The organism is Streptomyces griseosporeus (assembly GCF_014656055.1).
GTDB lineage: Bacteria > Actinomycetota > Actinomycetes > Streptomycetales > Streptomycetaceae > Streptomyces > Streptomyces griseosporeus.
In genome coordinates, this window is the sequence record NZ_BNBR01000001.1 from 1,089,521 (window position 1) to 1,110,655 (window position 21,135).

General features: G+C 73.6%; 21 protein-coding genes and 1 tRNA gene. 10 read left to right on the forward strand and 12 right to left on the reverse strand.

All coding sequences use genetic code 11. The annotated features are described in order from the left end of the window. Position 1 precedes the first annotated feature (1 nt). On the forward strand, positions 2 to 646 hold the full coding sequence (locus tag IE308_RS04770; protein ID WP_110633579.1) for a sugar transferase: 645 nt from the start codon (positions 2 to 4) through the stop codon (positions 644 to 646). Positions 647 to 664: 18 nt separating this feature from the next. Here IE308_RS04770 and IE308_RS04775 read toward each other — a convergent pair whose 3' ends face one another. Continuing rightward, positions 665 to 1,684, reverse strand: a complete 1,020-nt coding sequence (locus tag IE308_RS04775; RefSeq protein WP_190216705.1) for an LCP family protein — start codon at positions 1,682 to 1,684, stop codon at positions 665 to 667. Continuing rightward, positions 1,684 to 4,359 carry a DegT/DnrJ/EryC1/StrS family aminotransferase gene (locus tag IE308_RS04780; RefSeq protein ID WP_190216706.1) on the reverse strand — a complete coding sequence of 892 codons (2,676 nt, stop codon included), beginning with the start codon at positions 4,357 to 4,359 and terminating at the stop codon, positions 1,684 to 1,686. Before IE308_RS04780 ends, IE308_RS04775 begins: the two co-directional genes overlap by 1 nt. Positions 4,360 to 4,508: 149 nt before the next feature. Between IE308_RS04780 and IE308_RS04785 the strand changes: the two genes are divergently transcribed. Next, positions 4,509 to 5,261, forward strand: coding sequence for a TetR/AcrR family transcriptional regulator (locus IE308_RS04785; protein WP_190216707.1), 753 nt, complete (start codon positions 4,509 to 4,511; stop codon positions 5,259 to 5,261). On the opposite strand, the gene IE308_RS04790 is transcribed toward IE308_RS04785, so the two are convergent. The 4 genes from IE308_RS04790 to IE308_RS04805 all read right to left on the reverse strand — a co-directional run bounded on the left by IE308_RS04790 (position 5,224) and on the right by IE308_RS04805 (position 7,426). Further along, complete coding sequence (locus IE308_RS04790) at positions 5,224 to 5,892, reverse strand: class E sortase (protein WP_190216708.1); 669 nt, start codon at positions 5,890 to 5,892, stop codon at positions 5,224 to 5,226. The genes IE308_RS04785 and IE308_RS04790 overlap by 38 nt on opposite strands. A gap of 69 nt (positions 5,893 to 5,961) precedes the next feature. Continuing rightward, on the reverse strand, positions 5,962 to 7,014 hold the full coding sequence (locus IE308_RS04795; protein ID WP_190216709.1) for a glycosyltransferase family 2 protein: 1,053 nt from the start codon (positions 7,012 to 7,014) through the stop codon (positions 5,962 to 5,964). Positions 7,015 to 7,022: 8 nt separating this feature from the next. Next, the gene (locus IE308_RS04800) at positions 7,023 to 7,136 is read right to left on the reverse strand and encodes an LPXTG cell wall anchor domain-containing protein (RefSeq protein WP_162655650.1); all 114 of its coding nucleotides are present in this window, start codon (positions 7,134 to 7,136) and stop codon (positions 7,023 to 7,025) included. 216 nt (positions 7,137 to 7,352) lie between these two features. Beyond that, a tRNA-Pro gene (locus tag IE308_RS04805) sits at positions 7,353 to 7,426 on the reverse strand. A gap of 104 nt (positions 7,427 to 7,530) precedes the next feature. On the opposite strand from IE308_RS04805, the gene IE308_RS04810 reads away from it, so the two are divergent. Both IE308_RS04810 and cobF read left to right on the forward strand, forming a co-directional pair. Next, positions 7,531 to 8,061: a DUF309 domain-containing protein gene (locus IE308_RS04810; RefSeq protein ID WP_190216710.1), complete on the forward strand. Its 531-nt coding sequence runs from the start codon at positions 7,531 to 7,533 to the stop codon at positions 8,059 to 8,061. A 48-nt stretch (positions 8,062 to 8,109) separates the two neighbouring features. Beyond that, complete coding sequence (gene cobF / locus IE308_RS04815) at positions 8,110 to 8,883, forward strand: precorrin-6A synthase (deacetylating) (RefSeq protein WP_190216711.1); 774 nt, start codon at positions 8,110 to 8,112, stop codon at positions 8,881 to 8,883. 228 nt (positions 8,884 to 9,111) lie between these two features. Here the strand turns inward: cobF and IE308_RS04820 are convergent, their stop codons facing one another. From IE308_RS04820 to IE308_RS04835, 4 genes are all read right to left on the reverse strand, one after another. Beyond that, entirely contained in the window at positions 9,112 to 9,855 is a 744-nt protein-coding gene (locus IE308_RS04820; protein WP_373314431.1) for a cobalt-precorrin-6A reductase, read from the reverse strand. Positions 9,856 to 9,910: 55 nt separating this feature from the next. After that, complete coding sequence (locus IE308_RS04825; protein WP_190216712.1) at positions 9,911 to 10,684, reverse strand: sulfite exporter TauE/SafE family protein; 774 nt, start codon at positions 10,682 to 10,684, stop codon at positions 9,911 to 9,913. 66 nt (positions 10,685 to 10,750) lie between these two features. Then, positions 10,751 to 12,262: a long-chain-fatty-acid--CoA ligase gene (locus IE308_RS04830; protein WP_190216713.1), complete on the reverse strand. Its 1,512-nt coding sequence runs from the start codon at positions 12,260 to 12,262 to the stop codon at positions 10,751 to 10,753. Between the two features lie 82 nt (positions 12,263 to 12,344). Then, positions 12,345 to 13,532, reverse strand: coding sequence for a thiolase family protein (locus IE308_RS04835; protein WP_190216714.1), 1,188 nt, complete (start codon positions 13,530 to 13,532; stop codon positions 12,345 to 12,347). Between the two features lie 152 nt (positions 13,533 to 13,684). Between IE308_RS04835 and IE308_RS04840 the strand changes: the two genes are divergently transcribed. The 3 genes from IE308_RS04840 to IE308_RS04850 all read left to right on the forward strand — a co-directional run bounded on the left by IE308_RS04840 (position 13,685) and on the right by IE308_RS04850 (position 15,640). Beyond that, positions 13,685 to 14,506, forward strand: coding sequence for an alpha/beta hydrolase (locus IE308_RS04840; RefSeq protein ID WP_190216715.1), 822 nt, complete (start codon positions 13,685 to 13,687; stop codon positions 14,504 to 14,506). A 134-nt stretch (positions 14,507 to 14,640) separates the two neighbouring features. Then, on the forward strand, positions 14,641 to 14,973 hold the full coding sequence (locus IE308_RS04845; protein WP_110633545.1) for a DUF3140 domain-containing protein: 333 nt from the start codon (positions 14,641 to 14,643) through the stop codon (positions 14,971 to 14,973). 19 nt (positions 14,974 to 14,992) lie between these two features. Further along, entirely contained in the window at positions 14,993 to 15,640 is a 648-nt protein-coding gene (locus tag IE308_RS04850) for an endonuclease (RefSeq protein WP_190216716.1), read from the forward strand. A gap of 16 nt (positions 15,641 to 15,656) precedes the next feature. Here the strand turns inward: IE308_RS04850 and IE308_RS04855 are convergent, their stop codons facing one another. Next, on the reverse strand, positions 15,657 to 16,901 hold the full coding sequence (locus IE308_RS04855) for an amidohydrolase (RefSeq protein WP_190216717.1): 1,245 nt from the start codon (positions 16,899 to 16,901) through the stop codon (positions 15,657 to 15,659). A gap of 69 nt (positions 16,902 to 16,970) precedes the next feature. Further along, complete coding sequence (locus IE308_RS04860) at positions 16,971 to 17,843, reverse strand: Cof-type HAD-IIB family hydrolase (RefSeq protein ID WP_190216718.1); 873 nt, start codon at positions 17,841 to 17,843, stop codon at positions 16,971 to 16,973. Positions 17,844 to 17,984: 141 nt separating this feature from the next. Here IE308_RS04860 and IE308_RS04865 point away from each other — a divergent pair, with 141 nt between their 5' ends. Genes IE308_RS04865 through IE308_RS04875 form a run of 3 tightly spaced genes read left to right on the forward strand, consistent with a single transcriptional unit; the run spans position 17,985 to position 21,081 of the window. Further along, positions 17,985 to 19,388, forward strand: a complete 1,404-nt coding sequence (locus IE308_RS04865; protein ID WP_190216719.1) for a type I glutamate--ammonia ligase — start codon at positions 17,985 to 17,987, stop codon at positions 19,386 to 19,388. Between the two features lies 1 nt (position 19,389). Beyond that, the gene (locus IE308_RS04870; RefSeq protein ID WP_190216720.1) at positions 19,390 to 20,529 is read left to right on the forward strand and encodes an amidohydrolase family protein; all 1,140 of its coding nucleotides are present in this window, start codon (positions 19,390 to 19,392) and stop codon (positions 20,527 to 20,529) included. Between the two features lie 24 nt (positions 20,530 to 20,553). Further along, positions 20,554 to 21,081, forward strand: coding sequence for an NUDIX hydrolase family protein (locus tag IE308_RS04875; protein ID WP_162655649.1), 528 nt, complete (start codon positions 20,554 to 20,556; stop codon positions 21,079 to 21,081). The last annotated feature ends 54 nt before the right edge of the window (positions 21,082 to 21,135 follow it).

A 21,135-nucleotide genomic window follows, 5' to 3' on the forward strand; every position in this document is an offset into this window, starting at 1 on the left:
CGTGATTGTCGAACGGGCCCCGGCGGACCGGCTCCCGCGCGGGGACACGGCTTCGCGCCGTGCGGTGGACGTCGTCGTCGCCCTGGTGCTGCTGCCGTTCCTGCTGGTCCTGCTGGTGCTGCTCGGCCTGCTCGTCCGCTGCACCAGCCGGGGTCCTGCCCTGTACCGGCAGTGGCGGGTGGGCCGTGGCATGCGGCCGTTCACGATCCTGAAGCTGCGGTCGATGAGGGTCGGCGCCGACCGGACCGGCCCCGCGGTCTGCGGCGCGGCGGACCCGCGGGTCACGGCCGTCGGGCAGTGGCTGCGCAGGACGCGTCTGGACGAACTTCCGCAGGTGGTCAATCTGCTGCGGGGCGAGATGACCCTGATCGGGCCTCGGCCGGAGGTCGAACGGTTCCTGCCCTTCTACACCCCGGACGAACTGCGGCTGCTGGACTTCCGGCCCGGCATCATCGGCCCGGGAGCGCTGTACGCGGCCCGGCACTGCGCGGAGCTGGACGGCACGGACTCCGCCGAAACGCAGTATGTGGAGCGGCAGTTGCACGTGAAGCTGGCCCTGGACCTGGCCTACCTGCGGGACCGCCGGCCGGCCACCGATCTGCGCCTGCTGGCCGAGGCCGCGGGCACGGTGCTGGGCCGCCGCTGACGCGGGCCCGCACGGGGCTCACCGGCCGGCTTCGGCGGCGTGCCACAAGGCTCGCAGCTTCCGCGTGTCGAGGATGAGGGTGTACTGCCCGCGGATCATCTGCGCGCGCACGACGGGCGCGGTGGTGAACGTGGTGCGGCCGGCGTCGAGGGCCCGCAGGCCGATGACGAGGTTGCGCAGGTCGCCGTTGGACATACGGTCGTCGACGCTGACGGTGCGGGTGATCGCGTCGAGGATGCGTGCCGTGCCGATCGGACGGGTGAGGCCGACCCGGTCCCGGATGCGGGCGGCGAGACTGTGCAGGAACTGCTGCTGGTGCCTGATCCGGTCGAGTTCGCCGCCGGGCACGCCGTGCCGCTGCCTGACGTAGAGCAGCGCCTCCTCCCCGTGCATGAGGTGCGTGCCGGCTGTGAAACGGTGCTGCAGGACCGGGTCGTAGGAGTCGTGCTCGATCGTGACGGGCACGCCGCCGACCGCGTCGGTGAGGGCCTTGAAGCCGTGCCAGTCGATCACGGCGAAGTGGTCGATGCGGGTGCGGACGAGCTGCTCCACCGTCTGGATCATCAAGGGCGGTCCGCCCCAGGAGAACGCGGCGTTGATCTTGGCTGAGCCGTGGCCGAGGACAGGCACCCAGCTGTCCCGTGGCAGAGACATGACGTAGGCCGTGTGCCGGTCGCGGCTCAGGTGCACGAGCATCAGGGTGTCGGTCCGCTGGGCGCCGTACCGCCACAGCCGGGCGGTGGCGTCGCTGCCCGTGGTGGGTCTGGTGGAACGCCTGTCGACGCCGGCCAGGAGGAAGGTCGTGCCGCCGTCGTGGACGCTGGGGCGAGGCGGGCGCGGGCCGGTGGGGAAGGCGTCGGGAATACGTGTGACCTGGTCGCCGTAGTGGTTGGTGCCCCACCACACGGCACCGGCCCCGAGACCTGCCACCGTGAGCACGGCGGCGAGGCAGCACAGGAGGACGGCGCGCAGGATGTGGCGGCGGCGGACGGGCAGTGGGCGGGGTTCCCACTGCGGCCAGGCTGTGCGGGCAGGCATCAGAAGTCGTCCGCGTAGGGGTCGGCCAGGGCGGCCTGCGCCCAGTCCGGTGCGGCGGCGGGGAAGCCGGGCAGCAGGGCGGCGAGGATCCTGCGCACACCCGCGGTGTCGTTGCGTTCGGCCGCGGCCTGGAGGGCGGGCAGGTACCGGGCGAGGGCGACGGGGCGGGTCACGGGGGTGGCGATGGCGATGGCCGGATGGCCCGTGCGGGTACGCCGTTCATACGACGACAGCATGGGCTCGTCGCACTTCTCGCCCGGCCTGAGGCCCGTGTAGCGGATGTCGGCGTCCGGCATGTGCTGGGAGCGGGCGTAGGTGCGCACCAGGTCCGCGATCCGCACCGGCCCGTCCAGATCGAGGACGAACACCTCGCCGTGGCAGGCCATGTGGGCCGCCTCCAGGACGAGTCCGACGGCCTCCTCGATGGTCATGACGTATCGGGTCGCCTCGGGATGGGGCACTGTCACCGGGCCGCCGTCGGTCAGTTGCCGGTTGACGACGGAGAGCAGAGAGCCCCGGCTGCCGAGTACGACGCCGAAGCGGACGGCGGCGAACACGGTCCCCGGCGCGGTTCCCTGGCCGCTCCCGCACACGACGAGTTCGGCCAGCCGCTTCGTCGCGCCGAGCACCGACACCGGGTCCGCCGCCTTGTCCGTGGAGATCAGCACAAAGCGCGCGGTGCCGGCGGCGATCGCGGCACGGACCAGGTTCTCGGTGCCGCACACGTTCGTCTTGACGCCTTCGCACGGGTGCAGTTCGAGCAGCGGCAGGTGCTTGTGGGCCGCCGCGTGGAAGACGACTTCCGGGCGGAGTTCGCGGAACACCTGATCGATGCGGGGGCGGTCCCTGATGTCCGAGATCACCACGTCGTCACCTTGCAGGGCATCGCCGTACAACTCCAGTTGGAGGCGGTGCAGGTTCGACTCGTCATGGTCGAGGAGGAACAGCCGGCTCGGCGCGAAGGCCCGTATCTGGTGGCAGAGTTCGGTACCGATGGAGCCGCCGGCGCCGGTGACCAGGACCCGCCGCCCGGCGATCACCGAGCGCGCGTCGGGGCTGACCACGTGCAGTTCGGCGCGCCCGGTCAGCGCGCTGAGGTCGAGCGAGCGCATGTCGCTGCCCACGACGTCGCGTTGGAGGGCGGCGACGAACGACGGAAGGTAGCGCACGCTCGCCCCGGCGCCCTCGGCGGCCTGGGCGACCTGCCGGAAGCGGTTGGCGGCGAGCCCCGGAATGGCGACCACGACCGCTTCGACACGGTGGGCCCGGACCATGTCGCGGGTGTCGTCCAGTCCGCCGAGAACGGGCAGTCCCACGGCGAGGCCGTCGTCGCGCCGGGCCGGGTCGTCGTCCAGGAAGCCCACCGGGTCGAGTCCGAACTCGGGGGTGTGCGCGAGGTCGCGGGCGAGGGACCGGCCGGCCTCTCCGGCACCGATCACCAGGGTGCGCAGCCCTCTCGGCCGGGTCCGGCCGCGGGCCGGGGCCGCGAGCCGGGCGAGCCGGTCGCAGACGTGGTCGACGTCCCGCTCGGAGAGGTCGGGGTACATCGGCAGTGACAACAGCTGCGGAAAGAGCGCTTCCACTCCCGGCAGGCCGTCCGGCGGAACGACGGCGGCGCGCTGGAAATACGGCATGTGGTGCAGGGGGATGAAATGGACGGATGTGCCGATGCCGTCGTCGGCGAGCAGTTCGATGAGCTGGTCGCGGTCGCGGCCGTACCGGTCCAGCACACGCACCACGTAGAGGTGCCGGGCGTGCCGGCCGGGGGTCGGGGACGTCAGGGGCTCCAGTCCGGGCACACCGGCGAGGGCCTCGTCGTACCGGGCGGCCACGGCGTTCCGCCGCTGCTGCCAGTCGTGGAAGTGGCCGAGCTGGGCCCGGCCGATCGCGGCCTGGACGTCGGTCATGTTCGCCTTCAGCCCGGCTTCGTCGACCGAGTACCGCCAGTTGCCGCCGGGCAGATGCCGGCGCCAGGCGTCCGCGGACATGCCGTGCAGCCGGGCCCGGCCGATCCGGGCGGCCAGCTCCGGGTCCTCCGTGGTGACCATGCCGCCCTCGCCGACCGGCAGGTTCTTGGTGGCGTAGAAGCTGAAGCAGGCAGCCGCGGACAGGCCGCTGCCCACGGCCCGGTCCCCCACCGAGGTGCCCAGGGCGTGGGCGGCGTCCTCCACGACGCGGTTCGCCGGGAGGCCCGCGGCCTCGGCCAGGTCGTCGACGGGGGCGGGTGCGCCGCCGTAGTGCAGGACCATCATCGCCTGCGGGCTGCCGCCGCATGCCCGGGCGGCCCGCTCCACGGCGTCCGGGGTCGGCATGGCGGTAGCCGGGTCGGCGTCGACCAGGAACGGGCGCAGCCCGGCGTGGATCACGGCCTCGGCGGCACCGCAGAAGGTCAGGGCCGGCACCAGGACCGGTGCGCCGTCGGGGAGCCGGAGAGCGCGCAGCGACAGCTCCAGGGCGGCGGTACAGGAACTGACGGCGACAGCGTGGCGGGCCCCGACGTGGGCCGCGAACTCCGCTTCGAACCGCTGGGTCTCGTGGCCCGTGGTCACCCATCCGGACTCCAGTACGCGCCGGGCGGCGCGCCGCGCCTCGGGGCTGATCCGGACGACCGCGAAGGGGATGCCGCCGGGGGCGGATTCCCGCCGGCGCCGGGGATGAAGCCGATGGACCGTCATGAGGTGCTCCCCGGTGGTACCCGTGAGGGGAACGGGCGCCGAAGCCTCGGACCTGGTGGATGAACCGTAAATTTACGGCGTATAGATACACTCTGGATCCGCCGGGGCATAGTGTCAATACGCACGTCGGCTGCGCGGGAAGGGACAGCATGGCAAGAGAGCGGACCAGAGACGACGCCCGGGGGTCGGCGGCGCCCGCGCGCCGCGCCAGCGACCGCGGCAAGTACGGGCGGCTGAGCCGGGAGCGGGTGCTCACCGCCGCCCTGGAGCTGGTCGACCGGGAGGGCCTCTCCGCGCTGAGCATGCGCCGGCTCGGGGCCGAGCTGGGGGTGGAGGCGATGGCCCTCTACCGGTACGCGGAGGGCAAGGACGCCCTGCTGGACGGGCTGGTGGAGGCGCTGTACCTGGAGCTGGAGGAGCGGCTGTCCGCCGGGGAGCCGGCCGACGACGGGTGGCGGGAGGGTCTGCACCGCGTCGCCCGGGCGACGTACGACGTGTGCCTCGCCCACCCGCAGGCGGTGCCGCTGCTGGCGACGCGCATGCTGGCGGTGCCGCTGGCCCGGCGGCCGCTGGCCGTCCTGAAGGATCACGAGCGGGTGCTGGGCCTGCTGCGCCGGTCCGGCCTGGACGAGGCCGGCACGGCGGCCGCCTTCCGCGCCTTCACGGCGTGGCTGCTCGGCTATGTGGAGGTGGAGCTGCGCCCCGTCGTGGACAACCCCGACGAACCCGACCCGGCCTTCCGCCTGGGCCTGCACCGGATGCCCGCCCAGGACCTTCCCACCCTCCGCGAGACGGCCCCCGCCCTGGCCGAACCGGGCGGTCCGGAGGGCCTGTCGGCGGGGCTGGACGTGTTGCTGGACCGGTTCACCGGCCCTGACCGTCCAGCTCCCCCCAGACGATGAGCCGGTGGACGTAGTCGCGGCTGACCGGGTCGCGGTCCGTGCAGGTCGTGAGGGTGATCCGCGCCTTGTCGGGCTTGGCGCCGGGCTTGTCGGGGACCGGCGCGATGACTTCCACGTCGGTGGGCTTCACCGTTCGGCTCCCGGTGACGTGGTAGGTGAACGTCCGTCCCCGCCATTCGACGACGATCCGGTCCCCGCGCGCCAACTCGTCCAGCCGGTTGAAGGGCTGGCCCCAGCCCGTGCGGTGTCCGGCGACCGCGAAGTTGCCGACCTCCCCCGGCATCGCGGTGCCCGGATAGTGCCCAGGCCCCTTGGCGAGGTCACTCTGGGACACTCCCTCGACGATCACCGGCTGGTATCCGGCGCCGAAGCGCGGGATGCGCAGGACGGCGAGTGCCGCTCCTTCCGGAGGCGCGGACTGCTTGCGGGGCGCCGGGTCGGCGCGCGGCGTCCGGCCGGTGACGGCCGGTGCCTCGCGCCTGGCCTGCGGCTCGGAGAGATCGGCGTGCAGTGCACGCTGGGCTCGCCCGTACTCCCGGTCCCGCTGCCAGTTCTGGAAGGCGGCGAAGGCCACCAGCAGCAGGCCCACGACGATCAGCACGGTCCCGGCCGTATGGATCACTCTGCGCATGGTGCGACATCCTCGGCATCGTGACGTGGCCGGTCTCCCGCTCGACCGGTCCCCGCCGGCCACGGGTGGTCAGGCGCGGCCCTTCTCGTAGACGGCGAGCCCCCTGGTCAGCCGCAGCGGCACCAGGATCAGCTCCACGACGAGGGCCTTCCACGCGTAGTAGGTGTTCACCACCTTGTTCACGTAGAGGTAGGGCAGGTTCCGGAACACCCGGCGGTACGGGATTCTGCGTCTGTGGGCGGCGTAGACCAGGGGCGGAGTCAGCAGCAGGATCTCCATGCCCAGCCACCAGGTCAGGGTCCACAGGACACTCGCGTGGAAGACGAAGATCGCCAGGAAGGGCATGGCGTACCACAGGGGCGCGGACACGATGTCCCAGATCGCGATCAGGATCCACAGCAGGAGCACGGGCTTGTGTCTGGCCAGCCGCGCGGTGTGGATCCTCACGTTCTGGAAGAACCCCGACATCCAGCGCCACACCTGTTTGCGGAGGTAGGTCATGGTGGAGGGGTCGGCGGCCCAGGCGACGGCGTCTCCCACGTAGACCGCGCGCCGCCCCTCCTCCTGCTTGGACCAGGTGTAGTCCATGTCCTCGACGATCGTCCGCTCGGGGAACCCGCCGAAGGCGCGCAACTCCTCGGTCCGGAAGGCCGAGCAGCAGCCGGAGCAGACCACGGGGCTGTTGGCGGCGTTCTGGATCGGGCGCTGGAAATGGAAGCCGAAGAGGTACTCGATGGACCTCCCGCGTTCCGTCGGCCGGTCCTCGAACCTGGTCATGACACATCCGGCGGCGATGGCCACCTTCGGATTCTCGAACGGTTCCAGGATCAGTTCGAGGTAGTCCGGCGCGAGGAGCGTGTCGGCGTCGACCGGGAGCACGAGGTCGGTCCACACGTACGGCAGCCCGTAGTTCTGCGCCCGGGCCTTGCTCCCCTGGTTGCACTCGGCCGTGAACACCGTGACGCCGTGCGCGAGTGCCACCTCGCGGGTCCGGTCGGTGGAGCAGTCGTCCACCACGATGATCTCGTCGAACGGGCGGGTCTGGGCGAGCAGGGACTCGAGCGTGTCCGCCAGCCCCTGCTCTTCGTTGTGCGCGGGAACCAGCGCACTGACGGTGGTCATCGGCGACCTCAGCCTCGCTTGAAGATGCGGGCCAGGACCCCCACGCCTGCCGCCATCAGACCCACGAGCGCGTAGATCGGCCAGGACACCCCGGTATGGGCCAGTGATCCATTCTGCGTCATGACTGTCTCCCTGTATGTGCCGCGAGTGGCGTGTACGACAGACATTTACGTCGTACACATACACCCTCGCGGATCTCGGCAGAGCTGTCAATTTCAGCGCTTATGTCCGTTTTGCCAGCCTGGCTGGCGTGCCCCCGCCGGCCTGCCCTGCCGTCTCGTCACGGGCAAGGAAAAAGGGTCTCCGCAGGCAGATGCCTGCGGAGACCCTTCACACTGTCGGGACGACAGGATTTGAACCTGCGACCCCTTGACCCCCAGTCAAGTGCGCTACCAAGCTGCGCCACGTCCCGGTCTGCTGCTCGCGCGGTCGCCCGCGTGATCGCGACGAACAGAACTTTACCTCACGTCGGGGGTGGGGCCGAAGGGGGCCCGGCCGCCGGGGGACAATCGGTGGATGAGCGAAGCAGGGCGTACCGGGGAGACCGCCGCGGGCCGGCCCGCGGGTGTGCGGGACCGGGACAGCGAGGGGCGGGCGCGCAACGCCCGGCCCCGGGACGGGCTCGGGCGGCCGCTGCCCTACGGCGTCGAGGGCGTGCCGCGGCAGCCGGAAGGCGTCGTGCGCACCCCGGACGAGACCGTCGCCGAGGCGCAGGCGCTGCTGGACGCCGGGCGGCCGTTCCACGCCCACGAGGTGTTCGAGGACGCCTGGAAGGCGGGGCCCGAGAGCGAGCGGGCGCTGTGGCGCGGGCTGGCGCAGCTCGCCGTGGGCCTCACGCATGCCGCGCGCGGCAACGCCACCGGCGGGGCGCGGCTGCTGCGCCGCGGGGCGGGGGCCGTGCAGGAGTGGGCCGAGGCGGCGGGTGAGACGCGGCCGTACGGGATGGATCTCGCCGGCGTGGCCGGCTGGGCGCGGGGGCTCGCGGCGCGCGTCGAGGGCGGCGAGGGCCCGGTGGACGCCCGGGAGCAGGCTCCGCGGCTGCGCTGAGCGGCAGCCGGTGCCGTCACTGTCAGTGGCGTACGGCAGACTCGGGGCGTGCGAACGATTCATGTCATCGGTATCGGTGCGGGCGACCCCGACCAGCTCACCCTGCAGGCCGTGAAGGCGCTGCGGGGCACGGATGTGTTCTTCGTCCTGGACAAGGGCGAGGTGAAGAGCGACCTCACCCGGCTGCGCCGGGACATGCTGGAGACGCACATACCCGAGGGCGGCTACCGCGTGGTGGAGGCCCGGGACCCCGAGCGGGACCGGCGCGCGGGCGGCGCGGCCTACTCGCCGGCGGTCGGCGACTGGCGCAGCGCGCGCGCCGACATCTACGCCCGGCTGATCGAAGAGGAGCTGGGCGAGGACGAGACGGGCGCGTTCCTGGTGTGGGGTGACCCCGCGCTGTACGACAGCACGATCGCGATCCTGGAGGAGGTGCTGGAGCGGGGCCGCGTCGACTTCACGTACGACGTCGTGCCCGGGATCAGCAGCGTCTCCGCGCTGGTCGCCCGCCACCGCACCTGCCTGAACCGGGTGGCGCGGCCGGTGCAGATCACCACGGGCCGGCGGCTCGCCGAGGGCTTCCCCGAGGGGGTGGACGACGTGGTGGTGATGCTCGACGCCCACCAGGCCTTCCGGCAGTACACCGACGAGGACCTGCACATCTACTGGGGCGCCTACATCGGCACGCCGGACGAGATCCTGGTCTCCGGCCCGATCGCCGAGGCCGCGCCGCGCATCGAGCGGCTGCGGGCCGAGGCCCGTGAGCGCAAGGGCTGGATCATGGACACGTACCTACTGCGCCGGCACCCGAAGGAGGCCTGAGCCGGCCGCGGCGGAGGGGGCCACCCGGGCGGGCCACCGCACGTGTCAGGGCCGGTCCGCCGGTGTGATCGTGACCTCTGACGCTCGCCGACCCGGGGCGGGGCGGTCGCGTCAGGCCGGCGCGGCGGCTGTCCAGGCCGGAGCCCTGAGGGCCACCCGGCCGCGCGTCCTCGTGGCGCAATCGACCGCCCGCGCGTCTCGCTCACGACCGGCTGAGCCGCCCGTCCGTCATATCCGGGCGAGCCACTCCAGCGCGCCCGTCACGTCCGGCACCGCCGCGACCCCGTCGGGCAGCGGGGGCCGGCGGACGACCACGACGGGCAGGGCGAGCGTCCGCGCGGCCGTCAGCTTGGCGGCCGTCGCCTCTCCCCCGCTGTCCTTGGTCACGATCACGTCGATACGGCGCTCCCGCAGCAGCGCCGTCTCGTCGGCCTCGGTGAACGGCCCCCGGGCCAGCAGCACCTCCATGTCCGGTGGCATCGGCGGCTCGGGCGGCTCCACGGACCGTACGACGAAGTGCAGGCCGGTCAGGTGGGCGAAGGCGGCCAGCCCGAGCCGGCCGGTGGTCAGCAGCACCCGCTGACCCAGCCCGGGCAGCAGCGTGGCGGCCTCCGCCAGGGACGCGGCCTCGTGCCAGCGGTCCCCGGGGCCGGGACGCCAGCCGGGCCGGCGCAGCACCACGGCCGGGGTGCCGGTGGCGGCTGCCGCGCGGGCGGCGTTGGCCGTGATCGACGCGGCGAAGGGGTGCGTGGCGTCGACCAGGGCGTCCACGCGGTGCTCCCGCAGCCACGCGGCGAGCCCCTCCGCCCCGCCGAACCCCCCGATGCGTACGTCCCCGTCGACCGCGCCGGGCCGGGTGACCCGCCCCGCCAGCGAGGTGGTCACCCGCACCCCATCCCGCACCGCCAGCTCGGCGGCCAGCCGCCGCGCCTCGGTCGTACCGCCGAGGATCAGGATGTGGGACATGGACATGGCGCCGAGCGTACAGACGGCGACCGGACCGACCCGCCCCGGGATGCGGCACCCGCTAGCGCAGCAGCAACTGCAGGCCCCCCACCACCGTCGCGCCGATCACCAGCTGCTCGAACAGCCGCTGGTTGATCCGGTGCACGGCCCACTTGCCCAGCAGCGCGCCCGGCACGACGAACACCACCAGCGCCGCGTCCAGCAGCAGGGAGCGGCCGTCGATCAGTCCGAGTCCGGCGCTGAAGGGCACCTTGGAGACGTTGACGATCAGGAAGAAGAACGCCGAGGTGCCGAGGAAGCCGAGCTTGCGGAAGCCGGCCGACAGCAGGTACAGCGACATCACCGGTCCGCCCGCGTTGGCGACCATGGTGGTGAAGCCACCGAGGACGCCGTAGGAGCGGGCCTTGGCGCGGCCCGCCCGGGTGGTCACCGCGTCCGGCTCGTCGCCCGCCTCGGCCGTGCGGCGCCGCCACACCGTCACGCCCGCCATCAGCAGCAGGATCGCCCCGATCGAGGTCCGTACGACACCGTCGTCGGCCCACACCAGGAACAGCGTGCCGGCCACCACGCCCGCCGCGACCGCCGGGAACAGCCGCCACAGCGTGGGCCAGTGGGCGTGCCGCCGGTAGGTGAGGACGGCGAGCAGGTCACCGGCGATCAGCACCGGCAGCAGCACCCCGGTGGAGGCGCGGGCGGGCAGCACCGCGGCGAAGATCGCCAGACTCACCGTGTTGGCGCCGCTCACAGCGGTCTTGGAGAAACCGACGAGGAGCGCGGCGAAGGCGAGCGCGGCGAATCCCCAGCCGGTGAGGTGCCAGAGCGTCATCGTGTCCATGCGGACACTGATCCTATGTCCGTACAACTTCCCGGCATAAGGACCGTCTCGCACCGTGGGCCGAGGTCAGCGGCCCGCGTACCGCGCCCGCAGCTCCCGCTTGAGGATCTTCATGCTGGGGCCCAGCGGCAGGCTGTCGGTCACCTCGACGCGGCGCGGGTACTTGTGGCGGCCCAGGTGTTCCTTGGACCACTCGGTGATCGCGGCGGCGTCCGGGGCGGCGCCCGGGGCCGGGACGACGACCGCGCAGACCTCCTCGCCGTGCAGGTCGTCGGGGAGGCCGATGACGGCGGCCTGGGCGATGCCGGGGTGGCGCATCAGGACCTCCTCCACCTCGCGCGGGTAGACGTTGTAGCCGCCGCGGATGATGACGTCCTTCTTGCGGTCGACGATCCTGAGGAAGCCGTCCTCGTCCTTGGTGCCGAGGTCCCCGGTGCGGAACCAGCCGTCCACGACCGCCTCCGCCGTCGCCTCGGGGCGGCCGAGGTAGCCGGAGAAGACGTTGTGGCCGCGGATGACGACCTCGCCCAGCTCACCGGGCGGCAGCAGCTCGATGCGGTCCTCCACCTCGGCGCGGGCGATCTCCACGTCGACGCCCCACAGGGGGTGGCCGATGGTGCCGGGCCGGGTGCCGAAGCAGGGCTGGTTGACCGTCGCCGTCGGGGAGGTCTCCGACAGCCCGTATCCCTCGTAGATCCGAGCGCCGAACGCCTCCTCGAAGCGTTCCAGCACGGCGACCGGCAGGGAGGCGCCGCCGGAGACGCAGATCCGCAGCTCCGGCAGGGCGGCGGCCTCGGCGGCCGCGGCCGCCAGGGACACGAACATGGTCGGAACGCCGTGGAAGGTGTTGACCTTCTCCCGCACCATCAGCTCGATCGCGCGGGCCGCGTCGAAGCGGGGCAGCAGCACCAGCGTGGCGCCGGCCCGCCACGTCGAGTTCATCGACACCGTCTGCCCGAAGGCGTGGAAGAGCGGCAGCGCGCCGAGCGCGATGTCGTCGGGGCGGATGTCGTTGGCGTCGAAGGCGTTGACGGTCGCGTTCATCACCAGGTTGAAGTGGCTGAGCACGGCACCCTTGGGCACGCCGGTGGTGCCGCTGGTGTAGAAGACGACGGCCGGGTCGTCGGCGGCCCGGGTGACGTACGACGGCAGCGGCTCGGCGTCCGCGGCGAGCCGGTCGAACTCCTCGCCGAGGACGACGACCCGCACGCCGACGGCCTGCGCGGCGGCCCGGCCGGTGTCGGCCTGGGCGGGGTGGACGAGCAGCAGCGTGGCGCCGCTGTCCTTCAGGACGTGCTCGACCTCCGGCGGCGACAGCAGCAGATGGACGGGGACGACGACTCCGCCGGCCGCGGCGACGGCGTAGTAGGCCACCGGGAAGTCGGCGGTGTTCGGCGCCATGAGCGCGATCCGGTCCCCGGGCCGCACGCCGAGCGCGGTGAGCGCGCCCGCCCGGGCCAGCGCGCGCTGCCAGACCTCGCCGAAGGTCAGCCGCAGCTCGCCCTCCACCAGGGCGGTCTTGTCCGGGCGGCGCCGGGCGTTCTCGGCGAGGATCGCGGCCAGGGAGAGGGTTGCCATGGAGTGTCGCTCCGATTCCTTGCGGCTTTCGATACCGGATCCCCTTGCGGGGAGCCCCCGTTGCGCTGCCGTCCCCGGGCGGTCAGTGCCGCTCGACGAGCACGGCGCTGCCCTGCCCCACGCCGACGCACATCGTCGCGAGGCCGCGCTCGGCGCCCGTGCGGCGCATGCGGTGCAGCAGGGTGGTGAGGATGCGGGCGCCGGAGCAGCCGAGCGGGTGGCCGAGCGCGATCGCGCCGCCGGAGGGGTTGACCAGGTCGGGGTCGATGCCGAGCTGGTCGACGCAGGCGAGGGCCTGCGCGGCGAACGCCTCGTTGAACTCGGCCTCCTGGAGGTCCCCGATCTCCCAGCCGGCGCGGGCGAGCACCTTGCGGGTCGCGGGCACCGGGCCGATGCCCATCACGTCCGGGTGGACCCCGGCGGAGGCGCCGGCCACGTACTGGCCCATGGACTCCAGGCCCAGCTCGTTCAGGGCCTCCTCGCTGACCAGGATCAGGCCCGCGGCGCCGTCGTTCATCGGGGAGGCGTTGCCCGCGGTGACCGTGCCGCCGTCCCGGAAGACCGGCTTCAGCCGGGCGAGCTTCTCGATCGAGGTGTCCTCGCGGACGCACTCGTCGGCGTCGACGACCACCCCGTCCGCGCGTTCGACGGGCAGGAGTTCGTCGTCGAAGTGGCCGTTCTTGCGGGCCAGGGCGGCGAGGCGGTGGCTGCGCAGGGCGAACTCGTCCTGCCGCTCACGGGCGATGCCGTAGCGGGCGGCGACCTCCTCGGCGGTCTCGCCCATCGACAGCAGGCCGTGCAGTTCCTTCATCGCCGGGTTGACCAGACGCCAGCCGAGCCGGGTGTCGTACGTCTCGATGCGGTGCGGCAGCGCCTCGTCGGGGCGGGGCAGCACGAAGGGGGCGCGGCTCATGGACTCCGAGCCGCCCGCGATCACGATGTCGGCCTCGCCCGCGGCGATGGTGCGGGCGGCGGCGGTGACCGCCTCCAGGCCCGAGGCGCACAGCCGGTTCACGGTGGCGCCGGGCACGGTCTCGGGCAGCCCGGCGAGCAGCGCGGCCATGCGGGCGACGTTGCGGTTGTCCTCCCCGGCCTGGTTGGCGGCGCCCCAGTACACGTCGTCGACGCGGGCGGGGTCGAGCGCGGGCACGTCGGCGACGAGTCCGCGGATCACGGCGGCGACGAGATCGTCGGGCCGCACGGAGGACAGGGCACCACGCAGCTTGCCGATGGGTGTGCGGCGGGCGGCGGCGAAGTGGACGGGACGCACGGGTGGACTCCTGACCGACGACGCTGTGGACCAGCGAGCTTGATGAGCACTGAAATGCTTAATTAGCACTGCTAGTTTTCGACTATAGACCGCCCGGCGGCTCCCTGGGAAGATCCCCCGGAAACCTTCCCGCGGCACAGACGGAGGAGAGCATGCCCGACGCCCGCGAGCACGTGCTGGACGGAACGCGCGGCACGGTCGCCGTACGGGAGTGGCCGCACCCGCGGCCCCGGTACCTCGCCCTGCTGGTGCACGGCTACGGCGAGCACGCCGGCCGGTACGAGGAGGTCGCGGACGTCCTGGTGCGGCACGGCGCGTCGGTCTGGGCGCCGGACCACGTCGGCCACGGCAGATCGGCGGGCGAGCGGGTGGTGATCGAGGACTTCGAGGACGTGGTCACCGACGTGGAGGCGGCGGCCGGCCTGGCGCGCGCCGCCCATCCGGGGCTGCCGCTGGTCGTGGTCGGCCACTCCATGGGCGGCCTCGTCGCCGCCCGCCACGCCCAGCGGTACGGCGACACCCTCGCCGCGCTGGTGCTGTCCGGGCCGGTGATCGGGGCGTGGGAGACGCCCGGCCTGCTGCTCGCTGAGGCCGCCGTGCGCGGCGCGGTGCCAAAGACACCGGTCAGTCCGGCCGCGCTCAGCCGTGACCCGGCGGTGGGGGCGGCGTACGCGGCCGATCCGCTGGTGTGGCACGGGCCGATGAAGCGGCCCACGCTGGAGGCCTTCGTACGCACCCTGGAAACCGTCGCCAAGGGCGGCGACGTGGGCCGGCTGCCGATTTTGTGGCTGCACGGCGACGACGACCGGCTGGTGCCGCTGCCCGGCAGCCGGACCGGCGTGGAGCGGCTCAGCGGGGGCGCGCTCACCGAGCGCGTCTTCCCCGGCGCCCGGCACGAGGTCTTCCACGAGACCTGCAAGGACGAGGTGTTCGCCACGCTGATCCGCTTCCTGGACACCGTGCTCAACCGGTGAGACCGGCCTCCCGGGAGTGCCCTGTTTGCCCGCAGGCCCCCCGGGCACCCGCCGCACCGTGAGACGAGGTCCACCAGGCCCGGACGGCCGGGGGCCGACCGATGCACGCACGACGGAAGACGAAAGGGGCGGCTGTGGCTGACTCCCTCGAACTCGACGCGCTGTGGGAGGACTTCCACCGCGTGGTGAACATGACCTCGGCCGAGCTGTCCGCCTGGCTGCGGGTGCGCGACGCCGAGGAGCAGACCGAACCCCTGCCGGAGCAGGCGGGCAGCGAGACCGGCCGGCAGGTGCTGGCCATCCTCCAGAAGCGGCGCACCGACCTGACGGACCACGACCTGCGCGTGATGCGGGAGGTCGTCGAGACGGTGACCGAGCGGGCCGACCTGGAGAACGAGCCGGTGGCCGAGGACGAGCAGCTCCGGCACCAGCTGATGACGATCGGCCACGACCCGCTGAAGCCGTGAGGAAGACCGCGAGGCTGCCGTGAGCGACGAGCGGCGCGTCCTGCGGGAGCTGGTGGACGCGCACGGGCGGACGTACGCCGAGGAGGCCGGGATCCGGCTGACGGACACCCCGCAGCCGCTGTACCGGCTGCTGGTGCTGTCGGTGCTGCTCAGCGCCCGGATCCGGGCCTCCGTCGCGGTCGCCGCCGCGCGGGAACTGCACGCGGCCGGGATGCGGGACGCGCGCCGCACGGCCGAGGCGACCTGGCAGCGGCGGGTGGACGCGCTCGGCCGTGGCGGCTACCGGCGTTATGACGAACGCACGGCGACCATGCTCGGCGAGGGGGCCGAGTTGCTGCTCGACCGCTGGGGCGGCGACCTGCGGCGGCTGCGCGCGGAGGCGGACGGCGACGTGGACGCGCTGCGCCGGCTGCTCCAGGAGGTACCCGGCCTTGGCCCGGCCGGCGCGGACATCTTCCTGCGCGAAGTGCAGCGGGTGTGGCCCGAGGTCGCGCCCCGCCTGGACGGCAAGGCGCTCCAGGGCGCCGGACGCCTCGGCCTGCCCGAGGACCCGGACCGGCTGCTCCGGCTCGCGGGCGGCACGGACCCGGCGGTGCTGGCCGCCGCGCTGGTCCGCGCGGCCCTGGACAAGGCCGTGGTGGAGGACACCCGGCGACGGGCCGCCTGAGCCGTCCGAGGCGCCCCTACGCCAGGAACCGGCTCAGCGCCGCCGACACCAGCGTGCGGACGCCCGGCAGCACCACCGACAGGTCCGGGGCGAAGTGCGGGCTGTGGTTGCTCGGGACGGCGTCGATCTTCCCGGCCAGGTCCTCGCCGGGCGCCGCCTCCCACACCGCGGCCGGGGTCGAGGTGACGAACCAGTAGTCGTACGGCACCCCCTCGGGAGCGAGCAGGGAGAAGTCCTCGCTGCCCATGGCCGGGCCGAAGTCGAAGACCGTGTGCTCCCCGAAGACCGCGCGGTGGGCGGCGGCGGTCTCCCCGGCCAGCCGCGCGTCGTTGACGGTCGCCGGGAAACGGGACCCCGCGGTGACCTCCGGCGGCCGGGGGCAGCCCGCGGCTGCGCACTCGCCCTCGACGATCCGCCGGACCGCGGCGAGGATCCGCTCGCGCACCCGCGGGCCCTGGGTGCGCAGGTTCAGCCCGAGCCGCGCCTCGGAGGGGATGACGTTGTTGCGGGTGCCGGCGTGCAGCTGCCCCACGGTCAGCACCGCCGACTCCTTCGCCGCGACCTCCCGGGAGACCACCGTCTGCAGCCGGGTGACGAGGTGCGCGGCCGTCACCACCGGGTCGACGGTCGACTCCGGGCGTGAGCCGTGACCGCCGACGCCGTGCACGACGACGTCGATGTCGTCGGAGGCCGACATGGCCAGTCCCGTCGTGTGCGGGTAGAAACCGGCGGGGCCCGGCGCGACGTGCTGTCCGAACAGCGCGTCGGGGCGCGGGAAGCGCTCGTGGAGGCCGTCGGCGACCATCGCCGCCGCTCCCCCGCCGTTCTCCTCGGCGGGCTGCCCGACCACGACCAGCGTCCCCGACCAGGCGTCCCGGCCCGCCGCGAGCGCCTCGGCGGCCCCCGCGAGCCAGGTGACGTGCAGATCGTGCCCGCAGGCGTGCATCACACCGGGCACCGTGGAGGCGTACGGCAGCCCGGTCGCCTCCTGCACGGGCAGCGCGTCCATGTCGGCGCGCAGCCACACCACCGGCCCGTCGCCGTTGGCCAGCACGCCGACGACGCCGGTGCCCGCGACGCCCTCGGTCACCTCGTACCCGGCGTCCTTGAACCGTCCGGCGAGGCGGGCGGCGGTGCGCTGCTCCTGGAAGGACAGCTCGGGGTGGCGGTGCAGGTCCTGGTAGAACTCCGTCAGCGCGGGCACGTCGAGGCCCGCGGTCAGTTCCTCGGTCCGGTGTGCCACGGTGACCGGCTCGGGCATGCTGTTCCCCTCTCCACGGGTGTCGGCGCCTGCCGCGCGGCCATTGTGACCCGGCCCGCGGCGCGCCGCTCAGAGAGGCAGCGGCAGGTCCAGCACGCGGGCGAGGGTGCGCAGTACGCCGTTGTCGTTGTTGGACGGGGCGATGTGCCGGGCCCGGCGGACGACCTCGGGGTGGGCGTTGGCCATGGCGAAGGACCACTCGGCGGTGTCCAGCATCTCCAGGTCGTTGAGGTAGTCGCCGAACACCATGGTCTGCGCGGGCGTGATGCCCAGCTCGCGCTGGAGGCGGCGGACGGCGGCGCCCTTGTTCGCGGTGCGGTTCATCACGTCGACCCAGTGCTCTCCGGAGACGACGACCTGGTGGGTGGCGGCGAACGGCGCGAGGGCGGGGGCGACGGTGTGCTCGGCCGAGCCGAAGTCGAACAGGGCGACCTTGATGATCTCGTCGTCGACGGCGGTGACGTCGTCCACGACCCGGTGGTTCAGGTAGTACTTGCGCACCTCGGCGAGGAACGGCTCGTCGGCGCGCTCGATGTACGCCGACCGCTTGCCGCACACCACCGCGCCCACGTCCGCCCCGCCGGCCGCCAGCTCGCGCGCGGCGCGGGCTGTCGCGGCGGCGACGCCCGCCTCCAGCGGGTCGCTGCTCAGCTCCACCCCGTCGCGCACCACGTACGTGCCGTTCTCGGCGATGAACACCATCCCGTCGGCGACGCCCTCGAACTCCCGGGCCAGCGTGGCGTACTGCCGTCCGCTCGCCGGGCAGAACAGCACCCCGCGCTCGCGCAGCAGCCGCAGCGCCCGCGGCAGGCCGGCGGGGGCCCGCTTCGCGTCGTCGAGGAGTGTGCCGTCCATGTCCGTGACGACGAGCCGGATGTCGGCGCGGGCCTCGGCGGGGCGGGGATCGGTGCCGGTGGACAGGGGGGCGTGCGAGTAGGGCATGTCCTGCTTTCCGTGACGGGGGCTGCCCCGCCACCCTAACCGGGCCCCGGTTTTCCGGGACAAGGTGATCACCGGGCGGCAGAATGGGCGGCGCCGGGTACGCGCGGAAGCAGGACACGGGAGCACGACAGAGGAGGACGTATGACCACCCTTGCCGACCCCGTGCCGGGCGGCCGGCCCGGTGACGTGGCCCGGGCCACCGCCCTCAGCGGCGAACTCGCCGGGCGGGGGGTGCACGGGATCGTGCTGTCGTACGTCGACACCGCGGGCGTCGGCCGGGTGAAGACCGTGCCGACGGCGAAGCTGCCCGCCGCAGCGGCCCGGGGCGTCGGCATGTCGCCGGTGTTCGACACCTTCCTCGCGCACGACGCGATCGTCACCACCGACGTGCTCGGTTCCCCCGACGGCGACCTGCGGCTCTTCCCCGACCTGGACGAGCTGGTGGCGCTGGCCGCGCAGCCCGGCTGGGCGTGGGCGCCGGTCGACCGGATCACGCAGGACGGCGAACGGCATCCGGGGTGCAGCCGGACCGTGCTGCGCCGGACGGTCACCGAGGCCGCCGAGCGGTACGGACTCGAGTTCCGCGCGGGCATCGAGATCGAGTGGGTCTACGGCCGCGGGGACGTGCCCGACGGGGAGTTCGTGCCGGCGGCCACCGGCCCGGCGTACGGCGCCACCCGGCAGGTCGAGCTGAGCGCGTGCACCGCCGAGCTGCTGGCGGCGCTCGCCGCGCAGGGCGTGGACGTCGACCAGCTGCATCCCGAGTACGCGGCCGGGCAGTTCGAGCTGTCCGTGGGCGCGCTGGACCCGGTGGCGGCGGCCGACCGCAGTGTGCTGGTGCGGCAGACGATCCGGGCGGTGGCGCAGCGGCACGGCCTGCGGGTCTCCTTCGCGCCGGCCGTCACCGCCGGGAGCGTCGGCAACGGCGGCCACGTCCACCTCTCCGCCTGGCGCGACGGCGTGAACCTGCACGCCGGGGGCGACGGCCGGTACGGGATGACGGCCGAGGCCGAGTCGTTCACCGCGGGGCTCCTCGCCCATCTGCCGGGCCTGACGGCGGTGACCGCGCCGAGCCCGGCCAGCTATCTGCGGCTTCAACCCTCCCGGTGGGCGGGGGTGTTCACCGCGTGGGGGCCGGAGGCCCGTGAGTGCGCGGTGCGGGTGATCGCCGGCGCGGCGGGCGGCCGGGGCCGGGAGGCCAACGTGGAGGTCAAGCCCGTCGACCTGGCCGCCAACCCCTATCTTGCGCTGGCCTGCCTGATCGCCGCCGGTCTGGACGGGCTCGCCACGGGCGCCGGGCTGCCCGCCGAAGTCACCGGGGACCCGGCACGACTGGCCCCCGGGGACGCCGCGGCACGGGGCGTGGAGCGGCTGCCGGTCTCACTGGCGCAGGCCGTGGCGGCCTTCCGCGGCGACCGGGTGCTGCGTGAGGCACTCGGCCCCATCCTCGCCGACGCCGTCATCGCCGTACGCGAGGGCGAGAGCGCGGCCGTCGAGGGGTGGGACGAGGAGCGGATCGCGGCGGCCTACCGGTGGACGTACTGACATGGGCGGCCCCGTCCACGAGGAGCTGGCCGCGCTGCGGCTGGTCGACCACCACTGCCACGGCGTGACCCGCGAGGACCTGGACCTGGCGGGCTTCGAGGCGCTGCTCAGCGAGGGCGGACGGTGGCCGGGCAGCGGCATCTCCCCGTTCGACACGCCCGTCGGTCTCGCGGTCCGCCGGCACTGCGCGCCGCTGCTGGACCTGCCCCGGCACGCGCCCGCCGAGGCGTATCTGGCCCGGCGGGCCGAACTGGGGGCGGCGGAGGTCAACCGCCGCTTCCTCACCGCCGCGCACACCGGCGTCCTGTGCGTGGACACCGGGTACGCCCCGCCGGGCGCGACGAACCCTCGGGAGCTGGCGGAGGCGGCCGGCGCACGGGCGTACGAGGTCGTACGGCTGGAGAGCGTCGCCGAGGCGGTCGCCGCGCGGGGCGTGGAGCCGGACGCCTACGGGGACGCCGTGCGGGCCGCGGCCGAGGCGGCGGTACGGCGGCCCGGCGTCGTGGCGGTGAAGTCGGTGGCCGCCTACCGCACCGGCTTCGACCTGGACCCGCGGCGGCCCACCCCGGCGATGGTCACCGCGGCGGCCCGGCACTGGCTCACCGCGGGCGGCGGACGGCTGGCCGACCCGGTGCTGCAACGGCATCTGCTGTGGACGGCCGTGGACCTCGGACTGCCGCTCCAGCTGCACGTCGGCTTCGGCGACAGCGACATCCGGATGCACCGGGTGGACCCCACCCACCTGACCGACTGGCTGCACCTGACCGCAGGAACGATTCCGGTGCTGCTCCTGCACTGCTGGCCCTACCAGCGGCAGGCCGCCTACCTCGCCGCCGTGTTCGAACAGGTCTATCTGGACGTCGGTCTGACGCTGCATCACGTCGGTCCGGCCCGGGCCAGGACGATCCTCGCCGAGGCCCTGGAGATCACCCCGTTCCGCAAGCTGCTGTACAGCTCCGACGCCTGCGGTCCGGCCGAGTTCTACGCGCTGGGCGCGCTCGCGTTCCGGCAGGGGCTGGCCGGGCTGCTGCGGGACCTCGTCGACGCGGACGAGATGAGCCTGCCCGACGCGCTGCGGATCGCCCGGTGGGCGGGTGCGGAGAACGCCCGCCGGGTCTACCGGTTCCCCGCCGACTCCTGAAAGTATGATCGAACAATGTCAGACATGACCGAAACCACGCCCGGCTGGCTGTCGTCCGACGACCTGGAGCAGGCGCGGGCCCGGATGCCGATCCTGTACGTCGAGGCCGTGCCCGTGCGGGTCGACGACAGCGGCGAAGTCACCAGCATCGGCCTGCTGTTGCGCATCGGCCCGGACGGAACGGTCAGCCGGACGCTGGTCTCCGGCCGGGTACTGCACCACGAGCGGGTCCGCGACGCGCTGCTGCGCCACCTGGAGAAGGACCTCGGCCCGGTGGCGCTGCCCAGGATCCCGGCCTCGCTGCAGCCGTTCACGGTGGCCGAGTACTTCCCCACGGCGGGCATCACGCCGTACCACGACCCGCGTCAGCACGCGGTGTCCCTCGCCTACATCGTGCCGGTCACCGGTGACTGCCGGCCCCGGCAGGACGCCCTGGACCTGGTGTGGTTCAGCCCGCACGAGGCGGCGTCGGCGGCGGTGCAGGGCGAGATGCCGGGCGGCCACGGGTTCCTGCTGCGGCAGGCGCTCGGCCACCTGGGGCTTCCGCACTGAGCCCTGCGGGCCACGCCCCGGCAGCCGTACGGCACGGGGCAGGCCGCCCGCTCG